The sequence below is a fragment of the Kribbella lupini genome (assembly GCF_039529595.1).
Classification (GTDB): domain Bacteria; phylum Actinomycetota; class Actinomycetes; order Propionibacteriales; family Kribbellaceae; genus Kribbella; species Kribbella lupini.
This window is the reverse complement of the sequence record NZ_BAAANC010000002.1, coordinates 2,028,304-2,044,209: the sequence shown is the minus strand read 5'-3', so window position 1 is coordinate 2,044,209 and position 15,906 is coordinate 2,028,304. Positions and strand designations below refer to the sequence as shown.

General features: G+C 70.5%; 18 protein-coding genes and 1 riboswitch. Of the genes, 12 read left to right on the top strand and 6 right to left on the bottom strand.

Features of this window, described 5'->3' with window-relative positions; all coding sequences use genetic code 11:
• Positions 1-65 precede the first annotated feature (65 nt).
• Genes ABD235_RS23060 through ABD235_RS23050 form a run of 3 tightly spaced genes read left to right on the top strand, consistent with a single transcriptional unit; the run spans position 66 to position 5,413 of the window.
• Entirely contained in the window at positions 66-1,829 is a 1,764-nt protein-coding gene (locus tag ABD235_RS23060; protein ID WP_344177368.1) for an ABC transporter transmembrane domain-containing protein, read from the top strand.
• On the top strand, positions 1,826-3,604 hold the full coding sequence (locus tag ABD235_RS23055) for an ABC transporter ATP-binding protein (protein ID WP_344177366.1): 1,779 nt from the start codon (positions 1,826-1,828) through the stop codon (positions 3,602-3,604). Before ABD235_RS23060 ends, ABD235_RS23055 begins: the two co-directional genes overlap by 4 nt.
• A 27-nt stretch (positions 3,605-3,631) precedes the next feature.
• Entirely contained in the window at positions 3,632-5,413 is a 1,782-nt protein-coding gene (locus ABD235_RS23050; RefSeq protein WP_344177364.1) for a S9 family peptidase, read from the top strand.
• On the opposite strand, the gene ABD235_RS23045 is transcribed toward ABD235_RS23050, so the two are convergent.
• Together ABD235_RS23045 and ABD235_RS23040 are read right to left on the bottom strand one after the other, a co-directional pair.
• Positions 5,400-5,852: an SRPBCC domain-containing protein gene (locus tag ABD235_RS23045; RefSeq protein WP_344177362.1), complete on the bottom strand. Its 453-nt coding sequence runs from the start codon at positions 5,850-5,852 to the stop codon at positions 5,400-5,402. The two genes, ABD235_RS23050 and ABD235_RS23045, sit on opposite strands and share 14 nt — an antisense overlap.
• Positions 5,849-6,247, bottom strand: coding sequence for a RidA family protein (locus ABD235_RS23040; RefSeq protein WP_344177359.1), 399 nt, complete (start codon positions 6,245-6,247; stop codon positions 5,849-5,851). Before ABD235_RS23040 ends, ABD235_RS23045 begins: the two co-directional genes overlap by 4 nt.
• A 61-nt stretch (positions 6,248-6,308) precedes the next feature.
• Here ABD235_RS23040 and ABD235_RS23035 point away from each other — a divergent pair, with 61 nt between their 5' ends.
• Complete coding sequence (locus ABD235_RS23035; protein WP_344177357.1) at positions 6,309-7,247, top strand: helix-turn-helix transcriptional regulator; 939 nt, start codon at positions 6,309-6,311, stop codon at positions 7,245-7,247.
• Here ABD235_RS23035 and ABD235_RS23030 read toward each other — a convergent pair.
• Positions 7,241-8,152 (bottom strand): S66 peptidase family protein, encoded by a 912-nt coding sequence (locus ABD235_RS23030; RefSeq protein WP_344177355.1) that lies wholly within the window; start codon positions 8,150-8,152, stop codon positions 7,241-7,243. The genes ABD235_RS23035 and ABD235_RS23030 overlap by 7 nt on opposite strands.
• A 73-nt stretch (positions 8,153-8,225) precedes the next feature.
• Between ABD235_RS23030 and ABD235_RS23025 the strand changes: the two genes are divergently transcribed.
• Positions 8,226-8,513 carry an antibiotic biosynthesis monooxygenase family protein gene (locus ABD235_RS23025; RefSeq protein ID WP_344177353.1) on the top strand — a complete coding sequence of 96 codons (288 nt, stop codon included), beginning with the start codon at positions 8,226-8,228 and terminating at the stop codon, positions 8,511-8,513.
• Between the two features lie 72 nt (positions 8,514-8,585).
• Here the strand turns inward: ABD235_RS23025 and ABD235_RS23020 are convergent, their stop codons facing one another.
• Positions 8,586-9,188 (bottom strand): hypothetical protein, encoded by a 603-nt coding sequence (locus ABD235_RS23020; RefSeq protein WP_344177351.1) that lies wholly within the window; start codon positions 9,186-9,188, stop codon positions 8,586-8,588.
• An 84-nt stretch (positions 9,189-9,272) separates the two neighbouring features.
• Between ABD235_RS23020 and ABD235_RS23015 the strand changes: the two genes are divergently transcribed.
• From ABD235_RS23015 to ABD235_RS22995, 5 genes are all read left to right on the top strand, one after another.
• Entirely contained in the window at positions 9,273-10,139 is an 867-nt protein-coding gene (locus ABD235_RS23015) for a DUF3152 domain-containing protein (RefSeq protein WP_344177349.1), read from the top strand.
• A 55-nt stretch (positions 10,140-10,194) separates the two neighbouring features.
• Entirely contained in the window at positions 10,195-10,974 is a 780-nt protein-coding gene (locus ABD235_RS23010; protein WP_344177346.1) for a hypothetical protein, read from the top strand.
• Positions 10,965-11,630 carry an alpha/beta fold hydrolase gene (locus ABD235_RS23005; RefSeq protein ID WP_344177343.1) on the top strand — a complete coding sequence of 222 codons (666 nt, stop codon included), beginning with the start codon at positions 10,965-10,967 and terminating at the stop codon, positions 11,628-11,630. Before ABD235_RS23010 ends, ABD235_RS23005 begins: the two co-directional genes overlap by 10 nt.
• Positions 11,631-11,654: 24 nt before the next feature.
• Positions 11,655-11,776, top strand: a riboswitch (TPP riboswitch).
• Complete coding sequence (locus ABD235_RS23000) at positions 11,770-13,098, top strand: purine-cytosine permease family protein (RefSeq protein ID WP_344177341.1); 1,329 nt, start codon at positions 11,770-11,772, stop codon at positions 13,096-13,098. It overlaps the preceding riboswitch by 7 nt.
• A gap of 25 nt (positions 13,099-13,123) precedes the next feature.
• On the top strand, positions 13,124-13,801 hold the full coding sequence (locus ABD235_RS22995; protein WP_344177338.1) for a class I SAM-dependent methyltransferase: 678 nt from the start codon (positions 13,124-13,126) through the stop codon (positions 13,799-13,801).
• 98 nt (positions 13,802-13,899) lie between these two features.
• On the opposite strand, the gene ABD235_RS22990 is transcribed toward ABD235_RS22995, so the two are convergent.
• Together ABD235_RS22990 and ABD235_RS22985 are read right to left on the bottom strand one after the other, a co-directional pair.
• Positions 13,900-14,481 (bottom strand): methylated-DNA--[protein]-cysteine S-methyltransferase, encoded by a 582-nt coding sequence (locus tag ABD235_RS22990; RefSeq protein WP_344177336.1) that lies wholly within the window; start codon positions 14,479-14,481, stop codon positions 13,900-13,902.
• The gene (locus tag ABD235_RS22985; RefSeq protein WP_344177334.1) at positions 14,474-14,968 is read right to left on the bottom strand and encodes an RNA polymerase sigma factor; all 495 of its coding nucleotides are present in this window, start codon (positions 14,966-14,968) and stop codon (positions 14,474-14,476) included. The genes ABD235_RS22990 and ABD235_RS22985 overlap by 8 nt, the downstream gene beginning before the upstream one ends.
• Positions 14,969-15,084: 116 nt before the next feature.
• Between ABD235_RS22985 and ABD235_RS22980 the strand changes: the two genes are divergently transcribed.
• Both ABD235_RS22980 and ABD235_RS22975 read left to right on the top strand, forming a co-directional pair.
• Positions 15,085-15,213: a hypothetical protein gene (locus tag ABD235_RS22980; RefSeq protein WP_344177332.1), complete on the top strand. Its 129-nt coding sequence runs from the start codon at positions 15,085-15,087 to the stop codon at positions 15,211-15,213.
• Between the two features lie 134 nt (positions 15,214-15,347).
• On the top strand, positions 15,348-15,899 hold the full coding sequence (locus ABD235_RS22975; RefSeq protein ID WP_344177330.1) for a flavin reductase family protein: 552 nt from the start codon (positions 15,348-15,350) through the stop codon (positions 15,897-15,899).
• Positions 15,900-15,906: the final 7 nt, after the last annotated feature.

Genomic DNA, 15,906 nt, shown 5'->3' with positions numbered 1-15,906 from the left:
TAGGCTTGGTCTGTTCGCCGGTCTGGTGTCCCCAAAACCCCCTCCTACGCCTCTTGTGAGACGTCATGTCGTTGCGCCTTGTCCCGTTCGCCGATCCGGGTGTGCCCGACACCCGGTCCGGTCTCCGACTCATCCTCTGGCTCGAGCACCAGCAGTTGCGCGGGCAGCTGGCCGCGCTCGGCTGGGGGCTGCTCTTCTTCGGTGGGATCGCCGCCTCCCCGGTCGCGGTCGGCCTGGCCGTCCAGGCCGTGATCGACAAGTCCTGGTCCAAGCTGGTCCTGTCCGTGGTCCTGCTGCTGGTCTTCGGCGCGGCCAAGGCCGCCGCGGACTCGTTCTTCCACAAGGCGGTGGTGACCAACTGGATCAGTACGGCGTCCCGCCTGCAGCAGCTGCTGATGCGCAAGGCCGCGGAGCTCGGGTCGCTGCTGACCCGGCGGATCGCGGCCGGCGAGGTGGTCGCGGTGAGCAGCGGCGACGTCGAGAAGATCGGCTGGTTCGTCGAGGTGCTCGGCCGGTTCGCCGCCGCGCTGCTGACCTGCTTCGCGGTCGTCGTCGGGCTGCTCTTCTACGAGCCGCAGCTCGGCCTGGTGGTCGCGGTCGCCGTACCGGTCCTGGCCTTCTCGATCGTGCCCCTGATGGGTCCGGCCGAGCGGCGTGCCGACGCGCAGCGGGCCAAGGGCGGCCGGGCGACCGAGCTGGCCGCCGACACCGTCGCCGGGCTGCGCGTGCTGCGCGGCATCGGTGGCGAGCAGCTGTTCCTGGACCGCTACCGCTCGGCCTCGCAGGAGTACCGGCAGAGCGCGGTGCACAGCGCCCGGATGTGGTCGCTGATCGCGGCCCTGCAGGTCCTGCTGTTCGGGGCGTTCCTGGTCGTCGTCGTGTGGTTCGGCATCCGCCTGGTGGTGGCCGGCCGGATCTCGGTCGGCGAGCTGGTCACGACGTACGGGTTCATCACGTTCATGCTGGTGCCGCTGCACACCTTCGAGGAGACCGCCAGCGCGTTCATCTTCTCCAAGGTGTCCGCGCGCCGCGCGGCCCGCGTGCTCTCGCTGCAGCGGATGGACGACACCCGCGGCACCGGCGAGGCCCAGGTGCCCGAGGGCGACCTGTTCGACCCGGTCTCCGGGCTGGAGGTGCCGGCCGGCAGCTTCACCGCGGTCGTCTGCGGGAACCCGGACGCCGGCGGCCGGTTGGCCGACCACCTGGGCGGTCACAGCCCCGAGGCCGAGCCGGGCGACCTGTCGGCGTTGCTGGACGGCGTCGCGCTCGACGACCTGCCGCTGGAGTCGGCCCGTACGGCGGTGCTGGTGCAGGACAAGGACCCGGTGCTGCTGTCGGGGACGGTGCGCGACCTGTTCGACGTACCGTCGAGCGGAGCGGTCACGGCCGAGCAGGCGCTGGAGGCGGCGCAGTGCGCCGACATCCTGGACGTCCTGCGGCAGTCGCTGCCGGCCGGCGGTCCCACGGACCCGATGGAGGCGGTCCTGACCGAGCGCGGGCGGTCGCTGTCCGGCGGTCAGCGGCAGCGGGTCGCACTGGCCCGTTCGCTGTACGTCGATCCGGCCGTGCTCGTGCTGGACGAGCCGACCAGCGCGGTCGACGCGCACACGGAAGCCCGGATCGCTGACGGCCTGCGGGCGCTGCGCGCCGGCCGGACCACCGTGGTGTTCACCTCCAGCCCGCTGATGCTGGACCGCGCCGACCGGGTCGTGTTCGTGCCGGACGGCCGCGTCGCCGCCGTCGGCGTCCACCACGAGCTGGTGCACACCGACCGGCGCTACCGCGCCGTTGTCACCCGCGAAGACGAGCCCCTCGAGGAGATGGCGTGAAGCGCCCCGAGTACGACCCGGCCGCCCCGCAGGAGGCGGCCCGCCTCCCGGTGGCCGGTCCTGCGACGGTCAAGGCCTACCTGAAGATCCTGTTCCGCCGGCACCGTGCGTCGTTCGGCTGGCTGACCGCGGTCAACGCGGTCGCGGCACTGAGCGGCATGGTCGGACCCTGGCTGCTCGGCAACGTGGTCGAGAAGCTTTCGATCGGCGACACCGACGTCGACCTTCCGTACGTCGTCCTCGGCTTCGTGCTCGCGCTGCTGGTGCAGACGGTGTTCGTCCGGATCACCCGGCTGCGCGGCGCGGTGCTGGGCGAGGAGATGCTCGCCGACCTGCGCGAGGACTTCCTGGTCCGCTCGGTGGCGCTGCCGCCGGGCGTCCTGGAGCGCGCCGGGACCGGTGACCTGCTGTCCCGGATCACCACGGACGTCGACCGGCTGTCGCACGCCATGCGCGACGCCGTACCGCAGCTGACGATCGCCGTCGTGTGGGCCGGTCTGCTGATCGGTGCGCTGGTGGTGACCGCGCCGGAGCTGGCGGTCGCCCTGGTGATCGCCGCGCCGGTGCTGATCATCGGCGGCCGCTGGTACTTCCGCCGCGCGCCCTCGGCGTACCGGTCGGAGGCCGCCGGGTACGCCGCGGTCGCGTCGGCCCTGGCCGAGACCGTGGACGCCGGCCGCACGGTGGAGTCGCACCGGCTCGGTCGTCGCCGGATCCAGCTCGGTGACACCCGGATCGGGCAGTGGGTCGCCTGGGAGCGCTACACGCTGTTCCTGCGGATGATCCTGTTCCCGGTGATCAACATGACCCACGCGATCGCGTTGGCCGCGGTGCTGATGGTCGGCGGCGCGCTGTCCATCCAGGGCTGGCTCACGGTCGGTGCCCTGACCACCGGCGCGCTCTACATCCAGATGCTCGTCGAGCCGGTCAACATGATGATCCGCTGGTACGACGAGCTGCAGGTCGCCCAGGTCTCGCTGGCCCGGCTGGTCGGCGTCCGCGAGATCGAGGAGGCCGCGGCCACCGAGCAGGAGGAGCCGGACGGGCGGACCGTGCTGGCCGACGAGGTCCGCTTCGGATACCTGGAGGGCCGCGACGTTCTGCACGGCGTCACGCTCACCGTCGAGCCGGGTGCCCGGGTGGCGCTGGTCGGGCCGTCCGGCGCCGGCAAGTCGACGCTGGGCCGGCTGCTGGCCGGCATCTACTCGCCACGTCTGGGCGACGTCACCCTGGGTGGTGCCGCGCTCGGCGAGATGTCGGCCGAGCAGGTGCGCAGCCACGTCGCACTGGTCAACCAGGAGCACCACGTCTTCGTCGGCAGCATGCGGGACAACCTGCTGCTGGCCCGGCCGGGCGCTACCGACGCGGAGCTCTGGGACGCGCTGCGCTCGGTGGACGCGCACGCCTGGGTCGCCGGGTTCGAGCACGGCCTCGACACCGAGGTGGGCTCGGGCGGTACGACGCTGACGCCCGCTCAGGCGCAGCAGGTCGCGCTGGCTCGCCTGGTGCTGGCTGACCCGCACACGCTGGTGCTGGACGAGGCGACGTCGCTGATGGACCCGCGGGCGGCCCGGCACCTGGAGCGCTCGCTGGCCGGCGTACTGGAAGGCCGGACTGTGGTGGCGATCGCCCACCGGCTGCACACCGCGCACGACGCGGACGTGATCGCGGTGGTCGAGGACGGGCGGATCGTCGAGCTGGGTGGCCACGACGACCTGGTCGACGCGGGCGGTCCGTACGCGGCGCTCTGGCACTCCTGGCACGGCGACAGGTGACTCGGGAGGGTGGGTAGGGTCGGGAGCATGCTGCCCGCTCTGCTCTCCCTTCCGTACCTGGTTGCCTTCGACATCGACCAGGAGGGACGGCTGCTGATCGGGTACGACGGCAGCGGCGTCCGCCAGTTGCACGAGGTCGGACCGGACGGCAACTGGCGCACGCTGACTGCTTCGGGCGAGCGGGTCGTCGCGGCCCACTACGTGCCCGAGAGCCGGCAGGTGGTCGTCGAGCAGGACACCGGTGGTGACGAGCGGGGACAGCTGTTCCTGCTCGACCTGACCTTGGAGAGCCCGTCGCAGGAGCCGCTGGTTCACGACCCGGCGTACTTCCATCACCTGATCACCGCGCGGGCCGGGCGGGTCCTGTTCACCACCAACCGCCGCAACGAGATCGACTTCGACCTGATCGCGCGGGACCTCGCCACTGGTGAGGAGACCACGCTGTACGACGGCGGCGGCTACGTGAGCGCCGTCGACCCGTCGCCTGACGACCGCTGGGTCGCGGTGACCCGTGCGGGCGGACCAGCCAACTCGCACCAGGTCCTGCTCGTCGAGACCGCGACCGGTGAGGTCCGCGACGTCACGGCGTACGACGCCCCGAACAGCGTCTACGCCGTGTCGTGGCTGGCGGACTCGAGCGGCTTCCTGCTCTCCGGCGACGTGGACCGGGAGCGGGTCGCGATCTTCGCGTACGACCTGGACACACGAGCCCTCAGCCTGGTGGTGTCGGACGAGACGCAGGACCTGATCGGTACCGCGAGCCCGGACGGGCGTCGTCTGTTGGTTGCTTCTAGCAACGATGGCGAGGTGACGCTCGCTCTGCACGCGGTCGACGGCGAGTTGATCGCGCCGATCGCGCTGCCGCCTGGCGGATGCGGCGCGATCCTGACCGAAGCGCCGCCGCACTGGTCGGCCGACGGGAGCCACCTCGTCCTGACCTACAGCAGCCCGGTCGAGCCGCCGTACGTGTTCCGCTACTCGGTGTCGTCCGGTGAGCTGGTCGCCGTACAGGCGCCGGAGCCGCTGGAGCTGCCGGCGTTGCAGCGCCCGACGTCGTACCGGGTGGAGTCGTTCGACGGTGAGCAGGTGCCGGTGTACGTGTACCAACCGGAGGGCGGCGGAGACGGCTCGGCGGTGCTGGTCGTGCACGGCGGTCCGGAGTGGCAGCACGGCAAGATCTGGCACCCGCTGGTCGCCGGACTCGTTGCCGACGGCCACACCGTGCTGGTGCCGAACGTGCGCGGCTCATCGGGCTACGGCAAGCGCTGGTACTCGCTGGACGACCGGGAGCTCCGGCTGGACTCCGTCCGCGACCTGGCCGCGCTGCACGCCTGGCTGCCGACCATCGGCGTCGACCAGTCGCGGGTGGCGCTGTGGGGTGGCTCGTACGGCGGGTACATGGTGCTGGCCGGGCTGGCCTTCCAGCCGGAGCTGTGGGCGGCCGGTGTGGACATCGTCGGGATCGCGTCGCTGGTCACCTTCCTGGAGAACACTTCGTCGTACCGGCGCCGGGCGCGGGAGCGTGAGTACGGGTACCTGGAGACCGACCGTGCGTTCCTCGAGTCGGCCAGTCCGCTGAGCCGGGTCGACGCGATCGAGGCGCCGCTGTTCGTGATCCACGGCGCGAACGATCCGCGGGTGCCGTTGTCGGAGGCGGAGCAGATCGTCGCGGCGCTGGAGAAGCGGAAGGTGCCCTGCGAGCTGCTCGTGTACGGCGACGAGGGGCACGGGCTCGCGAAGCGGGCGAACAAGCTGGACGCGTATCCGAAGGCGTTCGCGTTCCTGCGGGAGCACCTCAACCAGCAGTAAGTGCGACGACCAATTGGTTGACCACGTTCTGCCAGTGGGCGCGTTGCCGCTCTCGTTCGGCCGCGTCGGCGAGCCGTTCCTGGTGGACGACGAGGCGTGCTTTGCCGGCGCTCGTCGCGGTGACGGCGAGCTGAAGTGTCGTCTCGTGCGACCAGTCCTCGGGCTGCCAGGTCACTCGAACCCGGGTGAGCTCGCGAAAGCTGCGCAACTCACCGCGCGTCCCGTCCTTCGTCTCGTACGCCGTGCCCTTCTCGTTGAGCAGGGTGACGCCCTCGCCGAGCCAGATCGCGACGCCGGCCGGCGAGGTCACGAAGTCCCACACCTCGTCGACCGGGCGGTCAATCGTCTTCGAGACGCCGATCTGCCAGCCGGCGTCCTTGGTACGGCCGACCTGCGACGTACTCGGGGCGTCCTTCTGCTGGTCCGGCGCATCGCTCACGGCGCGACCGCCGCGATCGCGCTGACCTCCAGCAGGGCTCCGGGCACGGTCAGGCTGGTGACACGGAGGCCCTGCACGGTCGGCGCCGCGCCTTCGAGTCCTGCGGCGGCGACCGGGTAGGCCTCGGCGAGGTCGACCTCCTCGGCCAGGTAGATCGTCATCGACACCAGGTCGTGCACGGTGGCGCCGGCGGCGGCCAGGGCGGTCTTCAGGTTCTTCATCACCTGCTCGGTCTGCGCCTCGGCGTCGGCACCGCCGATCAGCCGGCCCTCGCCGTCGACGGCGTTCTGGCCGCCGACGTAGAGCGTGGTCATGCCGGGCGGGACGACGGCGACGTGGGTGAACGCCGGGGAGTTCACGAGTCCAACGGGTCGAAGCAGCGTTTTCTCGGTCATGACTCCAGCATCACGCACTACCCGGTCAGTTACTGTCCGGGTTTCCGGGGTAGTTTTGGCTATGAGCACCACCAGCCGCCGGCTCGAGACGCTCGCGCTGTTGCAGACGCACCCGGGCATCTCCGCGCCCACGCTGGCCACCCGGCTCGGGGTGACCGAGCGGACTGCCCGGCGGGACATCGCTCAACTGCGTGAGCTTGGCTACCGGATCGACGGCTCGGCCGGGCGCGACGGGGGCTACCGGCTGGCGCAGGGGCGGGCCATGCCGCCACTGCTGCTCGACGCGGACGAGGTCGCCGCCGTGGCGCTCAGTCTGCGGACCGGGGTGGGTGTCGAGGGGCTGGAGACGGCAGCGGTCACGGCGCTGGCCAAGCTGACGCAGGTGGTGCCGTCGCAGTGGCAGACGCGGCTGACGGCGCTGACCGACGTACAGGCTGATCCGGGGCGGTCGCCGCGTCGCGCGTCTGGCGACGTACTGGTTCAGCTGGCGCTGGCCTGCCGGGCTGGTGAGGCGGTGCGCTTCCGGCACCGGCGGCTGGGGGCCGCGGACGACCATGCGGTCGAGGTGCAGCCGTACCGGCTGGTGGCGTTGCGGCGGCTTTGGTACCTGGTGGCCTGTGCGCGGGGTGCGGACGAGTGGAGGGTGTACGCCGTCGACCGGATCTCGCAGGCTCAGCCTTTGGGCATTCAGTTGCCGGCTCCGGCTCCGCCCGACGATGCCGCTCAGCTGGTCGCGCAGTCGTTGGCGCACGGGCGGTGGCGGCATCAGGTGCGGGTGGCTGTCCACACGTCGGGTGACCTGGTGCGTGAGCTGGTCGACCCGAGTGTGGCGGCGGTGGTGGATGGTGGCGACGAGTGCGAGCTGCAGTTCGGCACCGACGACCTCGACTGGGCCGCGCGGTGGCTGGCGTACCTGAACCTCGACCTGGACGTCATCGAGCCCGCTTCGTTGGCCTCGCGGCTCCGGGTCTTCGGTCAGTGGTTGGCCGAGCGCTACTGAAAGGCGGGCTCCAGCGGCTGCAGGGTCGCGGCGGTGGCGTCGAGCCGGACCGGAAGGCCGAGCGGTACGGCGAGGTTGAGGTCCTCGTGCCCGATCGCGGCGCCGGTGACCATCGGGACCTGCAGCGGCTCGAGGCGTTCGCGGACGACATCCGCGACCAGGCCGTTGTCGTCGGCCTCGCTGAAGTCGCCGATCACCAGCCCGGTCACCTGCTCGAACCAGCCCGCGCGCAGCAGCTGCGTGAGCAGCCGGTCGACGCGGTAGCCGTCCTCGCTGACGTCCTCCATCACGACGATGCCTTCCGGCTTCACCGCGGTCGGCGACCCGAGGCTCGCGGCGAGCAACGCGAGGTTCCCGCCGAGCAGCCGGCCTTCCGCCGTACCGGCCACCACGGTCTCGGCGCCGCGCGGAGCCAGCAGGTCGGTGACCTTCTCCGGCTCGAACAGCAGGTCTTTGAGCCGGTCGCCACCGGTCGCCAACTGCTCAACTCCCGCAGCCATCGGCCCGTGCACGGTCACCAGTCCGCGCGCGTTCAACACCTCGTGCAGCGCCGTGATGTCGCTGAACCCGACGAACACCTTCTCCACCGCGGCCAGCGCATCGACATCGAGCAACGGCAGCATCCGCTGTACGCCGTACCCGCCGCGCCCGCAGAACACCGCTTGGAAGCTGTCGTCCAGCCAGGCGTTGGTGAAGTCCTCGGCCCGCTCTTTGTCACTCCCCGCCAGGTAAGGCAGCCGCTCGTCGCGCCCCAGCGCCGACGGCATCACCTCGACCTCCAGCCCCCACTCCCGCAGCCGAGCCGTCCCCACCTCCAGCCGCTCCGCGTTCAACGGCCCGGCCGGCGCCACCACAGCCACCCGGTCTCCGGCCTTCAACCGCCGCGCCTTCCGCACATCCGTCACCCCCGAACGCTATCCGCTGTCCATCCGCCGACCACTGGCAGGCGCCCGTTTCGGCCCGTGAAAAGGTGAGGACATGGCTCTCGAGATTGCGTTGATCGATGTGGTGGCGGGGCAGGAAGAGGCGTTCGAGGCGGCGTACCGGGAAGCGCGTCAGCAGTTGCAGGGGGCCGGGGCGCGCAGCATTCGGATGACGCGCGGCATCGAGACTCCGACCCGCTTCGTGCTGCTCGTCGAGTGGGACTCCGTCGAAGCCCACGAGGCCTTCCGGGCCAGCGACGCCTTCGGCATCTGGCGCGGCCTGATCGGCCCCCACTTCGCCAACCCGCCCCACGTCGAGCACTTCAGCGACGTACAGGGCTGAGCCGCTCGGCTTCGTCGCCGCCGACGACGGGGTCGTGATGAACGACCTTTGCGCCGCGAAGGAGCAGGACGCCTAGACCCGGTCACGGGCCCACCACAGGAACGACGACGCGTGCTGGGCGGAGCCGAAGCCTTCGCCGACGAGGGCGAGCAGCAGGTCGTTGCTCTCGACGATCAACTCGCCGATCGTCGACCGGGTGGCGTTGGGCAGCTCCAGGCGCCAGACCTGACGGGCGACGCCCTGCTTGCCGAGCGCGCCGGCGTACTTGAGCAGGGTGAGGAAGCGGTCCGGGTACATCACGCAGAGGACCTTCGTGAGCAGCGTCTCGCGGAAGCCGGGGAACCCGCGCTCGCGGATGAGTTCGGTCAGGCGGTCCTCGAGCTCGCCGGGGCCGGACAGCAGGTGGTCGATGCTCTCCCGTACGACGGTCTCGGCGGTGGCCGGGCCGATCTCGTTCCAGGCACGGTTGAAGACCGACATGTTGCCGGGGCTCCCGCCGACGGGTGAGTTCGCGAAGTCCTTCAGGTCCTGCGCCGTGCCGCCGCCGCGGAAGACCTCCTGGTACTTCGCCCAGTACTCCTCCACCGCGGGGTACGGCTCGGCCCGCACCGTCTCCAGGAACTCGGTCTTCAGCACTTCGGCACGGGCGACGACGACGGGGTCCAAGACGGTCACCCGCGGTCGGTACCCGTTCTTGACCTGAAGCTGACATGAACCGGGCTTTCGGGAATTACCGGGGAGTCGCTAGGGTGAATCGACATGACCACCGGGCGGACTGGCCAGCGCGCGGGCACGCGTGCGTCCACAGCCGCCAAGCGCCGCCGCAGCGCGCGGCACTGCCGCAAGAAGTCGTACAAGGCGCAGTGGTTCTCGGTCACCGCGCTGGCGGTGCTCGGGACGGTGATGGTCGTGCACCCCGACGCCGGGCGGCAGAGCATCGCGGCGTCGTTCGCCGAGCAGCAGGACGCGGTCGCGCAGCCGCCGGTGCAGCCGGTCGTCGTACCGACGCACCTGCCGTCGACCGTGCCGACGCTGACCATGCCGCAGCGCCCGGCGCCGACGTTGACCCGGGCGCCGAAGGGCTCCAAGCCGAACTTCACGATCTCCACCGGGCGGCTCAGCGTCGTCCCGGGCTCCGCCAAGGCGACCCGGAACGTCGGCAAGCTGACCTACCGGATCGAGATCGAGCAGGGGCTGTCGCTGAACGCCGCGGCGGTCGCCGCCGCGGTGCACAAGACGCTGACCGACCCGCGCGGCTGGCAGGCGCTGCAGCCGGTCAGCTTCGAGCGCACCGACAGCCTGGACTCCGACCTGCGGATCATCATGGCGACGCCGACCCTGACCGACAAGCTCTGCCTCCCGCTGGACACCGGCGGCGAGCTGTCCTGCAGGGTCGAGGACCGGGTCGTGCTGAACGCCAAGCGCTGGGTGTACGCCGTCCCCGGCTACAACGGCGACGTCGATCTCTACCGCAACTACCTGGTCAACCACGAGGTGGGCCACGCGCTCGGGCACGGGCACTCCAAGTGCGAGCAGCCGAACACCCCGGCGCCGGTGATGCTGCAGCAGAGCAAGAGCCTGGAAGGCTGCCTCCCGAACGCCTGGCCGACGGTCAAAGCAACCTAGAACAACACCCCTCGGCATGAGAGTCTGACGAAGAGACCGAGCCGAGGGAGCCCTGATGTCGTCACCCCAGTTCCCCACGTACGGCCGCGGCGACGAGCCGGAGGAGCCGGATCGCAGCCAGTACTACGCCAAGCCGGTCCCGTACGGCCACCAGGACTACCCGCAGCCTCCCGCCGAGCAGCAGCCGCCGTCGTACGGCTACGGCCAGCCGGGTGAGGGCCAGGAGCAGCACTACGTCCAGCCGCCGGCCTACCGGCCCGGCCACCCGTACGGCGCACCTTCCGCGCCGCAGTCCCACCAGCTCCCGTCGTACGGGCCGGAGCCTCGCCGCGATCCCAGAGCCGCCCGCGTGGTCCTGCTGGCCGCGGTGATCGCCGGCGTCTACGGCCTGCTCGTCGTGTCGGTCCAGCGGGTCTCCCTGCGCGAGATCTCCCAGGCGCCGGGCTCCCCGCTCAATCACCCGCTGCGCACCGACGTCCTGGACACCATCGGCCAGCTGCTGGTCCTGATCGTCGGTGTGGCCGCCCTCGTGATGTGGCTGCGCGATCTCCAGGTACGCCGGAAGGCCCGCCGCGAGGTGGACCCGTTCGAGCTCGGCGGACTCGGCTTGGTGGCGCTGTCGCTGATCCCGATCCTGATCTGGCTCGGCCTGGTGGTCAGCACCGGCCTGGGCGCGATCGACGACTCGCTGCACCGCCTGCCGACGGCGTACGGGTGGGGTGGCTTCGGTCTGCTCCTGCTTGCCCTGGGCTTCGCGCTCGGCTACCGGGAGCTGAAGCCGGAGGTGCCCAACCCGGTCGTCCAGGCGGCCCCGGACCGGCCGCCGTGGGAGTGACCGCGCCGGTCGTCCTCGTGCCCGGGCTGGGTCTCGGGCCGGAGTCCTACGCCCCGACGCAGCGGCACCTGGAGATCCCGTCCACCGTCGTCACGCTCCCCGGGTACGGCGAACCGTTCGACCACGACGACCTCGAAGTGGACGCCCTTGCCGATCGCCTGGCCAAGCAGGTGCAGCCCGGCTCTGTCCTGGTCGGCCACTCGGCCAGCTGCCACGTGGTGGTCGCTGCAGCCCTTGCTTACCCCGACCTGGTGTCTGCCCTCATCCTGCTGGGCCCGACCGGCGACGTCAGCGCCTCCAGCTGGCCCACACTGGCCGGCCGCTGGGTCCGTTCGGCGGTCTGGGAGCGCCCGTACCTCGTACCGACCCTGGCCAAGCAGTACTTCCGGACCACCTTCTCCGCGATGGCCCGCGCCGAGCAGGTCGCCCGCCACTACGACCTGGCCGCCGCGATGCCGAAGGTCGGCGTACCGACCGTCGTACTGCGCTGTCCGCACGACCACCTGTGCCCGCCGCAGTGGGCCCAGCGCGTCGCCGACCTGGCCGGTGGCGAGGCCTGGACGCTGTCGACCGGCTCGCACATGCCGGTCCTGACCAACGGGCGGGAACTGGCCGCGTTCATCCACCGGGCGGCCGGTGTATACAAAGCCGGGTGACGCGTTATCGTTGACGCGATAACGACATACCTCCGCGGGAGCTCGCACCGAATTGCGGGCTGAGAGGGCGACGAGCATCAGCCGGGTCGCCGACCGCCTGAACCTGACCGGGTAATGCCGGCGTAGGGAGCAGGTCACCATGACCACGACTGCTGTCCGCAAGCCCAGGACGACGACCGAGGCGCCGCTCGTCCTCACCACCGACGCGCCCAAAACACTGGGCTTCTTCGACCAGTTCACGCTCTGGGGAAATTTCGGCATCTCGCTGTTCGGCCCGGTCACCGGCGCGCTCGTCGCGGCGTACACCGGTTCGCTGTGGCAGGGCCTGCTCGCGGTAGTCGTCGGCTGCGGCATCGGCGCGCTCGTGCTCGGCGGCGCCGCCGTCTTCGGATCGCACACCGGTGCGCCCGCGATGGCCGGCCTGCGGGGGCTGTTCGGCCGGCGCGGGTCGATGGCGCCGACCGTGCTGAACATCGCCCAGAACATCGGCTGGGCCACGATGGAGATCATCGTGATCTCGCAGGCCGCGGTCGCGGTGACCGGCGAGCGCTGGCGCTGGCTGTTCGTGATCCTGGCCGGCGTGATCGCCACCGCGATGGCGGTCCGGCCGCTGGGCAGCGTGAAGCTGCTGCGCAAGTTCATGGTCTGGTTGGTGCTGCTGGCATCGATCTACCTGTTCGTCCAGGTGCTCAGCAAGCCGGTGCACGACCTCCCGCAGGACAGCGTGTTCGGCTTCTGGCCGGGCGTCGACCTGGCCGCGGCGGGCGTCGTCTCCTTCGCGCCGCTCGCGGCGGACTACACCCGGCACTCGCGGACGAACAAGGCCGCGTTCGCCGGTTCGTCGCTCGGCTACGGCCTGGCCGCGATCCTGTACTACGCGCTGGGCGTGCTGGCCGTCGCGACCCTGCAGACCAACAGCACCGACGTGATCACCGCGCTGGTCACCCTGCCGGCCGGTGCGATCGCGCTGTTCGTGCTGCTGGTCGACGAGGTGGACGAGGCCTACGCGAACGTCTACTCGACCACGATGGCCGCGCACAACCTGGTCGGCCACCTGGACCGGCGCTGGCTGTCGGTCGGCATCGGCGTCCTGGCCACCGGTCTCGCCCTGTTCGTTGATCTGGGCAACTACACGCAGTTCCTCTACCTGATCGGTTCGGTGTTCATCCCGCTGTTCGCGGTGGCGATCGCGGACTTCTTCGTGGTCAGCCGGATGAACTGGAACGTCACCGACACCGCGCCGTTCCGCTGGCAGCCCGCGGTCGCGTGGGTCTTCGGCTTCGTCGCGTACCAGCTGGTGAACCCGGGCACGGTCAGCGGCTGGTCGCCGTTCTGGCTCGACCTGCAGAGCAAGGTGTTCGGCGGCGCCGCGGTGCCGGGATGGCTGGGCGCGACGTACACGTCGATCATCGTCTCGATGGTCGCCGCGATCGTTTTCGGTGCGATCGGCCGCACGAGGAGACAGTGACACAAGTCTTCGGGATACTTGCGCAATGCTGAACTCCGCACTGCGCAGCCGGGCCGAGTACGCCGAAATCGGCGCCGAGGGTCTGGCCGCACGTACTACGCCCGAGCGGGACGCAGCCGTCGTGAAGGCCGTCGAGGAACTGCTCGACGGCCGTGAGTCGGTGCTCGACCTGTGCTGCGGCTACGGCCGGATCGCACTGCCGCTGAGCAAGGCCGGCAAGGTCGTCCGCGCTCTCGACATCTCGCCGAACCTGCTCGCCGCCGGTCAGGCCCAGGCCGCCGAGCAGGAGCTGAAGGTCGACTGGGCGATCGGTTCGATGACCGACCTGCCGTACAAGGCGGACTCGTTCGACGCGGTGATCTGCCTGTGGACGGCGTTCCACGAGCTGTTCGGCGAGGACGAGCAGCTGTCGACGATCTGGGAGATCTCCCGGGTGCTCAAGCCGGGCGGCCTGGCCGTCATCGAAGGCCCGGTCTGGGGACCGGCGACGGCGTCGGAGATCGCGAACGGCCTGCGGCAGGGTCCCGAGCACCGGATCGTCACCACCGAGCACTACGGCACCAGCAGCATCCACTTCATCCACGACGAGGCCAGCTACGGCCGGCTCTGCGCGGCGGCGGGGATCAAGGACTACAAGGTCTACAAGCGCGAGTGGGGCGGCCGGCGCCGGCTGATCCTCGAGATTCACCAGCCACAAAGCTGACCCGTCAGGAAAAGAAAGGAGCAGATCCCCACTCCACAATGGGGACCTGCTCCTTTACTGCGTCGAGTCTAAATGTTTTGCCGCGGTGGATGGAAAACTCAACTTTTCGATTCAAGATTCAAAAGGAAACGTTTTGCGTCCAATCCGCCGGCGTACCCGGTGAGGGCGCCGCTCGCCCCGATCACCCGGTGGCAGGGCAGCACGACGCACAACGGGTTCGCGCCGAGCGCGGTCCCGACCGCCCTGGCCGCCTTGGGGCGGTCGATGTCGCCCGCCAGTTCGCCGTACGTCGTGGTGCTGCCGTACGCCGTGAAGCGCGGCAGGTCGCTCAGCACGAGCCGCTGGAAATCCGTCGCCAGCGTCAGGTCGACCTCGAGGTCGAAAGTCCGCCGCTGCCCGGCGAGGAATTCGTCCAACTGCCGGCGTACGTCGTCCAATGGCGCGGGCTGCCGCAGGACGCGCGGCGAGATCGCGGTGGCGAGCCGCTGCGTCATCGTCTCCTCGTCCCCGAACGAACTGGCGACGACCTTGCCCCCGGCGGTCGCGAGCAGCAGGCGACCGATCGGGGTGTCGTGCAGCGTGTAGGAGACGTCCGCGGTCGGGAGGACCGGCGGGCGTCCAGCCGATCGGTCGAGGTCCGGCCCGTCGAGCCGGCTCAGGCGTCGTTCGAGGTCAGTCATCATCAACTCCGAGGGTGGTGCGCAAGGTGGCCAGCGCGTCGCTGACCAGGCGACGCGACGCGGCCGGGGTGGTGTCGAGCGCGGCGGCCACACCGTGGTGGTCGAGGTCGCCGACGTACTTCAACGTGACGGCGTACCGCTGCCGCTCGGGCAACGCACTCACCGCCTTCCAGAGCTCGGGATCAGGCCAGTCCGCCGCGTCCGGCCCGTCCACCACGATCGGCGGCGCCTCGTCGAGCGTCCGCTGCGGTCGGCGCGCCCGGTGCACGTCGGTCGCACATCGAGCGGTGATCGTCAGCAACCAACTCCGCAAGTTCCGGGCCGACGTGAGCTTCGGGTACGCCGCAAACGCCTTCTCCCAAGCCCGCTGCGCCACGTCGTCCCCATCCACCGGCCCAGCCAGAGCACGAGCCAACCGAGCCACATCGCGCCAGTGCTCGTCCACCAGCACCTGGAACGGCGGCAACCCGGTCTTAGTCGAAGCCATCACGCCAGTAGAACGCACCAGCCCCGCAGCGTGTGAGTCGGCCCAGTTCTGGACGCCTGTCCCGGATGGCGAGATTGTCTAGTTTTTCAGTCGACTTTGATGAGACAGTAATTGACATGACGACGACCGGACAGCACCACCCGAGCAGCGGGGACGACTTCGCGCTGCCGGTGCTGACCACCCGTCTGCTGACCCGCCGCCGCGTCATCGACCAGATGCGCACGGCCAGCGCGACCTGTCGCTGACAGCCGCCCCACCGGCCACCAACAAGGCCGCAGCCAAGAGGCCCGTCGAGGCCCACTGAAGAACCATCACCCGCACCGGTCGCGGTAACGAGCAAGGTCCGCCGCCGGGTTCACCCCTGCCCCGAGGGAGTGTCATGTCCGTCCACGCGATCAACCCTGCCCAGAACCACCGTCCCGGGCTCACCGTCGTGCCCGACCACCTGGACGAGCGGACCGTCGACGCCGACCTGTTCCGCTCCGTCTTCCGCCGCCACGCCGCGGGCGTCGTCGTGATCACCGCCGACGCGGGCCACGGCCCGGCCGGCTTCACCGCCACCTCACTGGTCTCGGTCAGCTCGCTGCCGCCGCTTGTCTCGTTCTCGATCGCCACCACGGCGTCCAGCTGGCCGACGATCCAGGCCACCCAGAGCGTGGTGATCAACTTCCTGGACGCCGGCCAGCACGACCTCGCCGGACGGTTCGCGACCAGCGGCATCGACCGCTTCGCCGAGCCGACCCGCTGGTCGCGGCTGCGGACCGGCGAACCGGTCCTGGACGACGCCCCGAGCTACCTGCGCGCGCTCGTCGAGCACCGCTTCGCCGTCGGCGGCAACCACATCGTCGTGGCCCGCCTGGCCGTGCACGCCGAACGGCGTGAGCACGACCCGCTGCTCTACCACGACGGCCAGTACGTCACCACCGCCTGAAACCCCT

Bases quoted from the DNA above. Each gene is read 5' to 3' on its own strand.
- ABD235_RS23060 (WP_344177368.1), top strand. From the start codon at position 66: ATGTCGTTGCGCCTTGTCCCGTTCGCCGATCCGGGTGTGCCCGACACC.
- ABD235_RS23050 (WP_344177364.1), top strand. From the start codon at position 3,632: ATGCTGCCCGCTCTGCTCTCCCTTCCGTACCTGGTTGCCTTCGACATC.
- ABD235_RS23040 (WP_344177359.1), bottom strand. From the start codon at position 6,247: ATGACCGAGAAAACGCTGCTTCGACCCGTTGGACTCGTGAACTCCCCG.
- ABD235_RS23035 (WP_344177357.1), top strand. From the start codon at position 6,309: ATGAGCACCACCAGCCGCCGGCTCGAGACGCTCGCGCTGTTGCAGACG.
- ABD235_RS23025 (WP_344177353.1), top strand. From the start codon at position 8,226: ATGGCTCTCGAGATTGCGTTGATCGATGTGGTGGCGGGGCAGGAAGAG.
- ABD235_RS23015 (WP_344177349.1), top strand. From the start codon at position 9,273: ATGACCACCGGGCGGACTGGCCAGCGCGCGGGCACGCGTGCGTCCACA.
- ABD235_RS23010 (WP_344177346.1), top strand. From the start codon at position 10,195: ATGTCGTCACCCCAGTTCCCCACGTACGGCCGCGGCGACGAGCCGGAG.
- ABD235_RS23000 (WP_344177341.1), top strand. From the start codon at position 11,770: ATGACCACGACTGCTGTCCGCAAGCCCAGGACGACGACCGAGGCGCCG.
- ABD235_RS22995 (WP_344177338.1), top strand. From the start codon at position 13,124: ATGCTGAACTCCGCACTGCGCAGCCGGGCCGAGTACGCCGAAATCGGC.
- ABD235_RS22990 (WP_344177336.1), bottom strand. From the start codon at position 14,481: ATGACTGACCTCGAACGACGCCTGAGCCGGCTCGACGGGCCGGACCTC.
- ABD235_RS22985 (WP_344177334.1), bottom strand. From the start codon at position 14,968: ATGGCTTCGACTAAGACCGGGTTGCCGCCGTTCCAGGTGCTGGTGGAC.
- ABD235_RS22980 (WP_344177332.1), top strand. From the start codon at position 15,085: ATGACGACGACCGGACAGCACCACCCGAGCAGCGGGGACGACTTCGCG.
- ABD235_RS22975 (WP_344177330.1), top strand. From the start codon at position 15,348: ATGTCCGTCCACGCGATCAACCCTGCCCAGAACCACCGTCCCGGGCTC.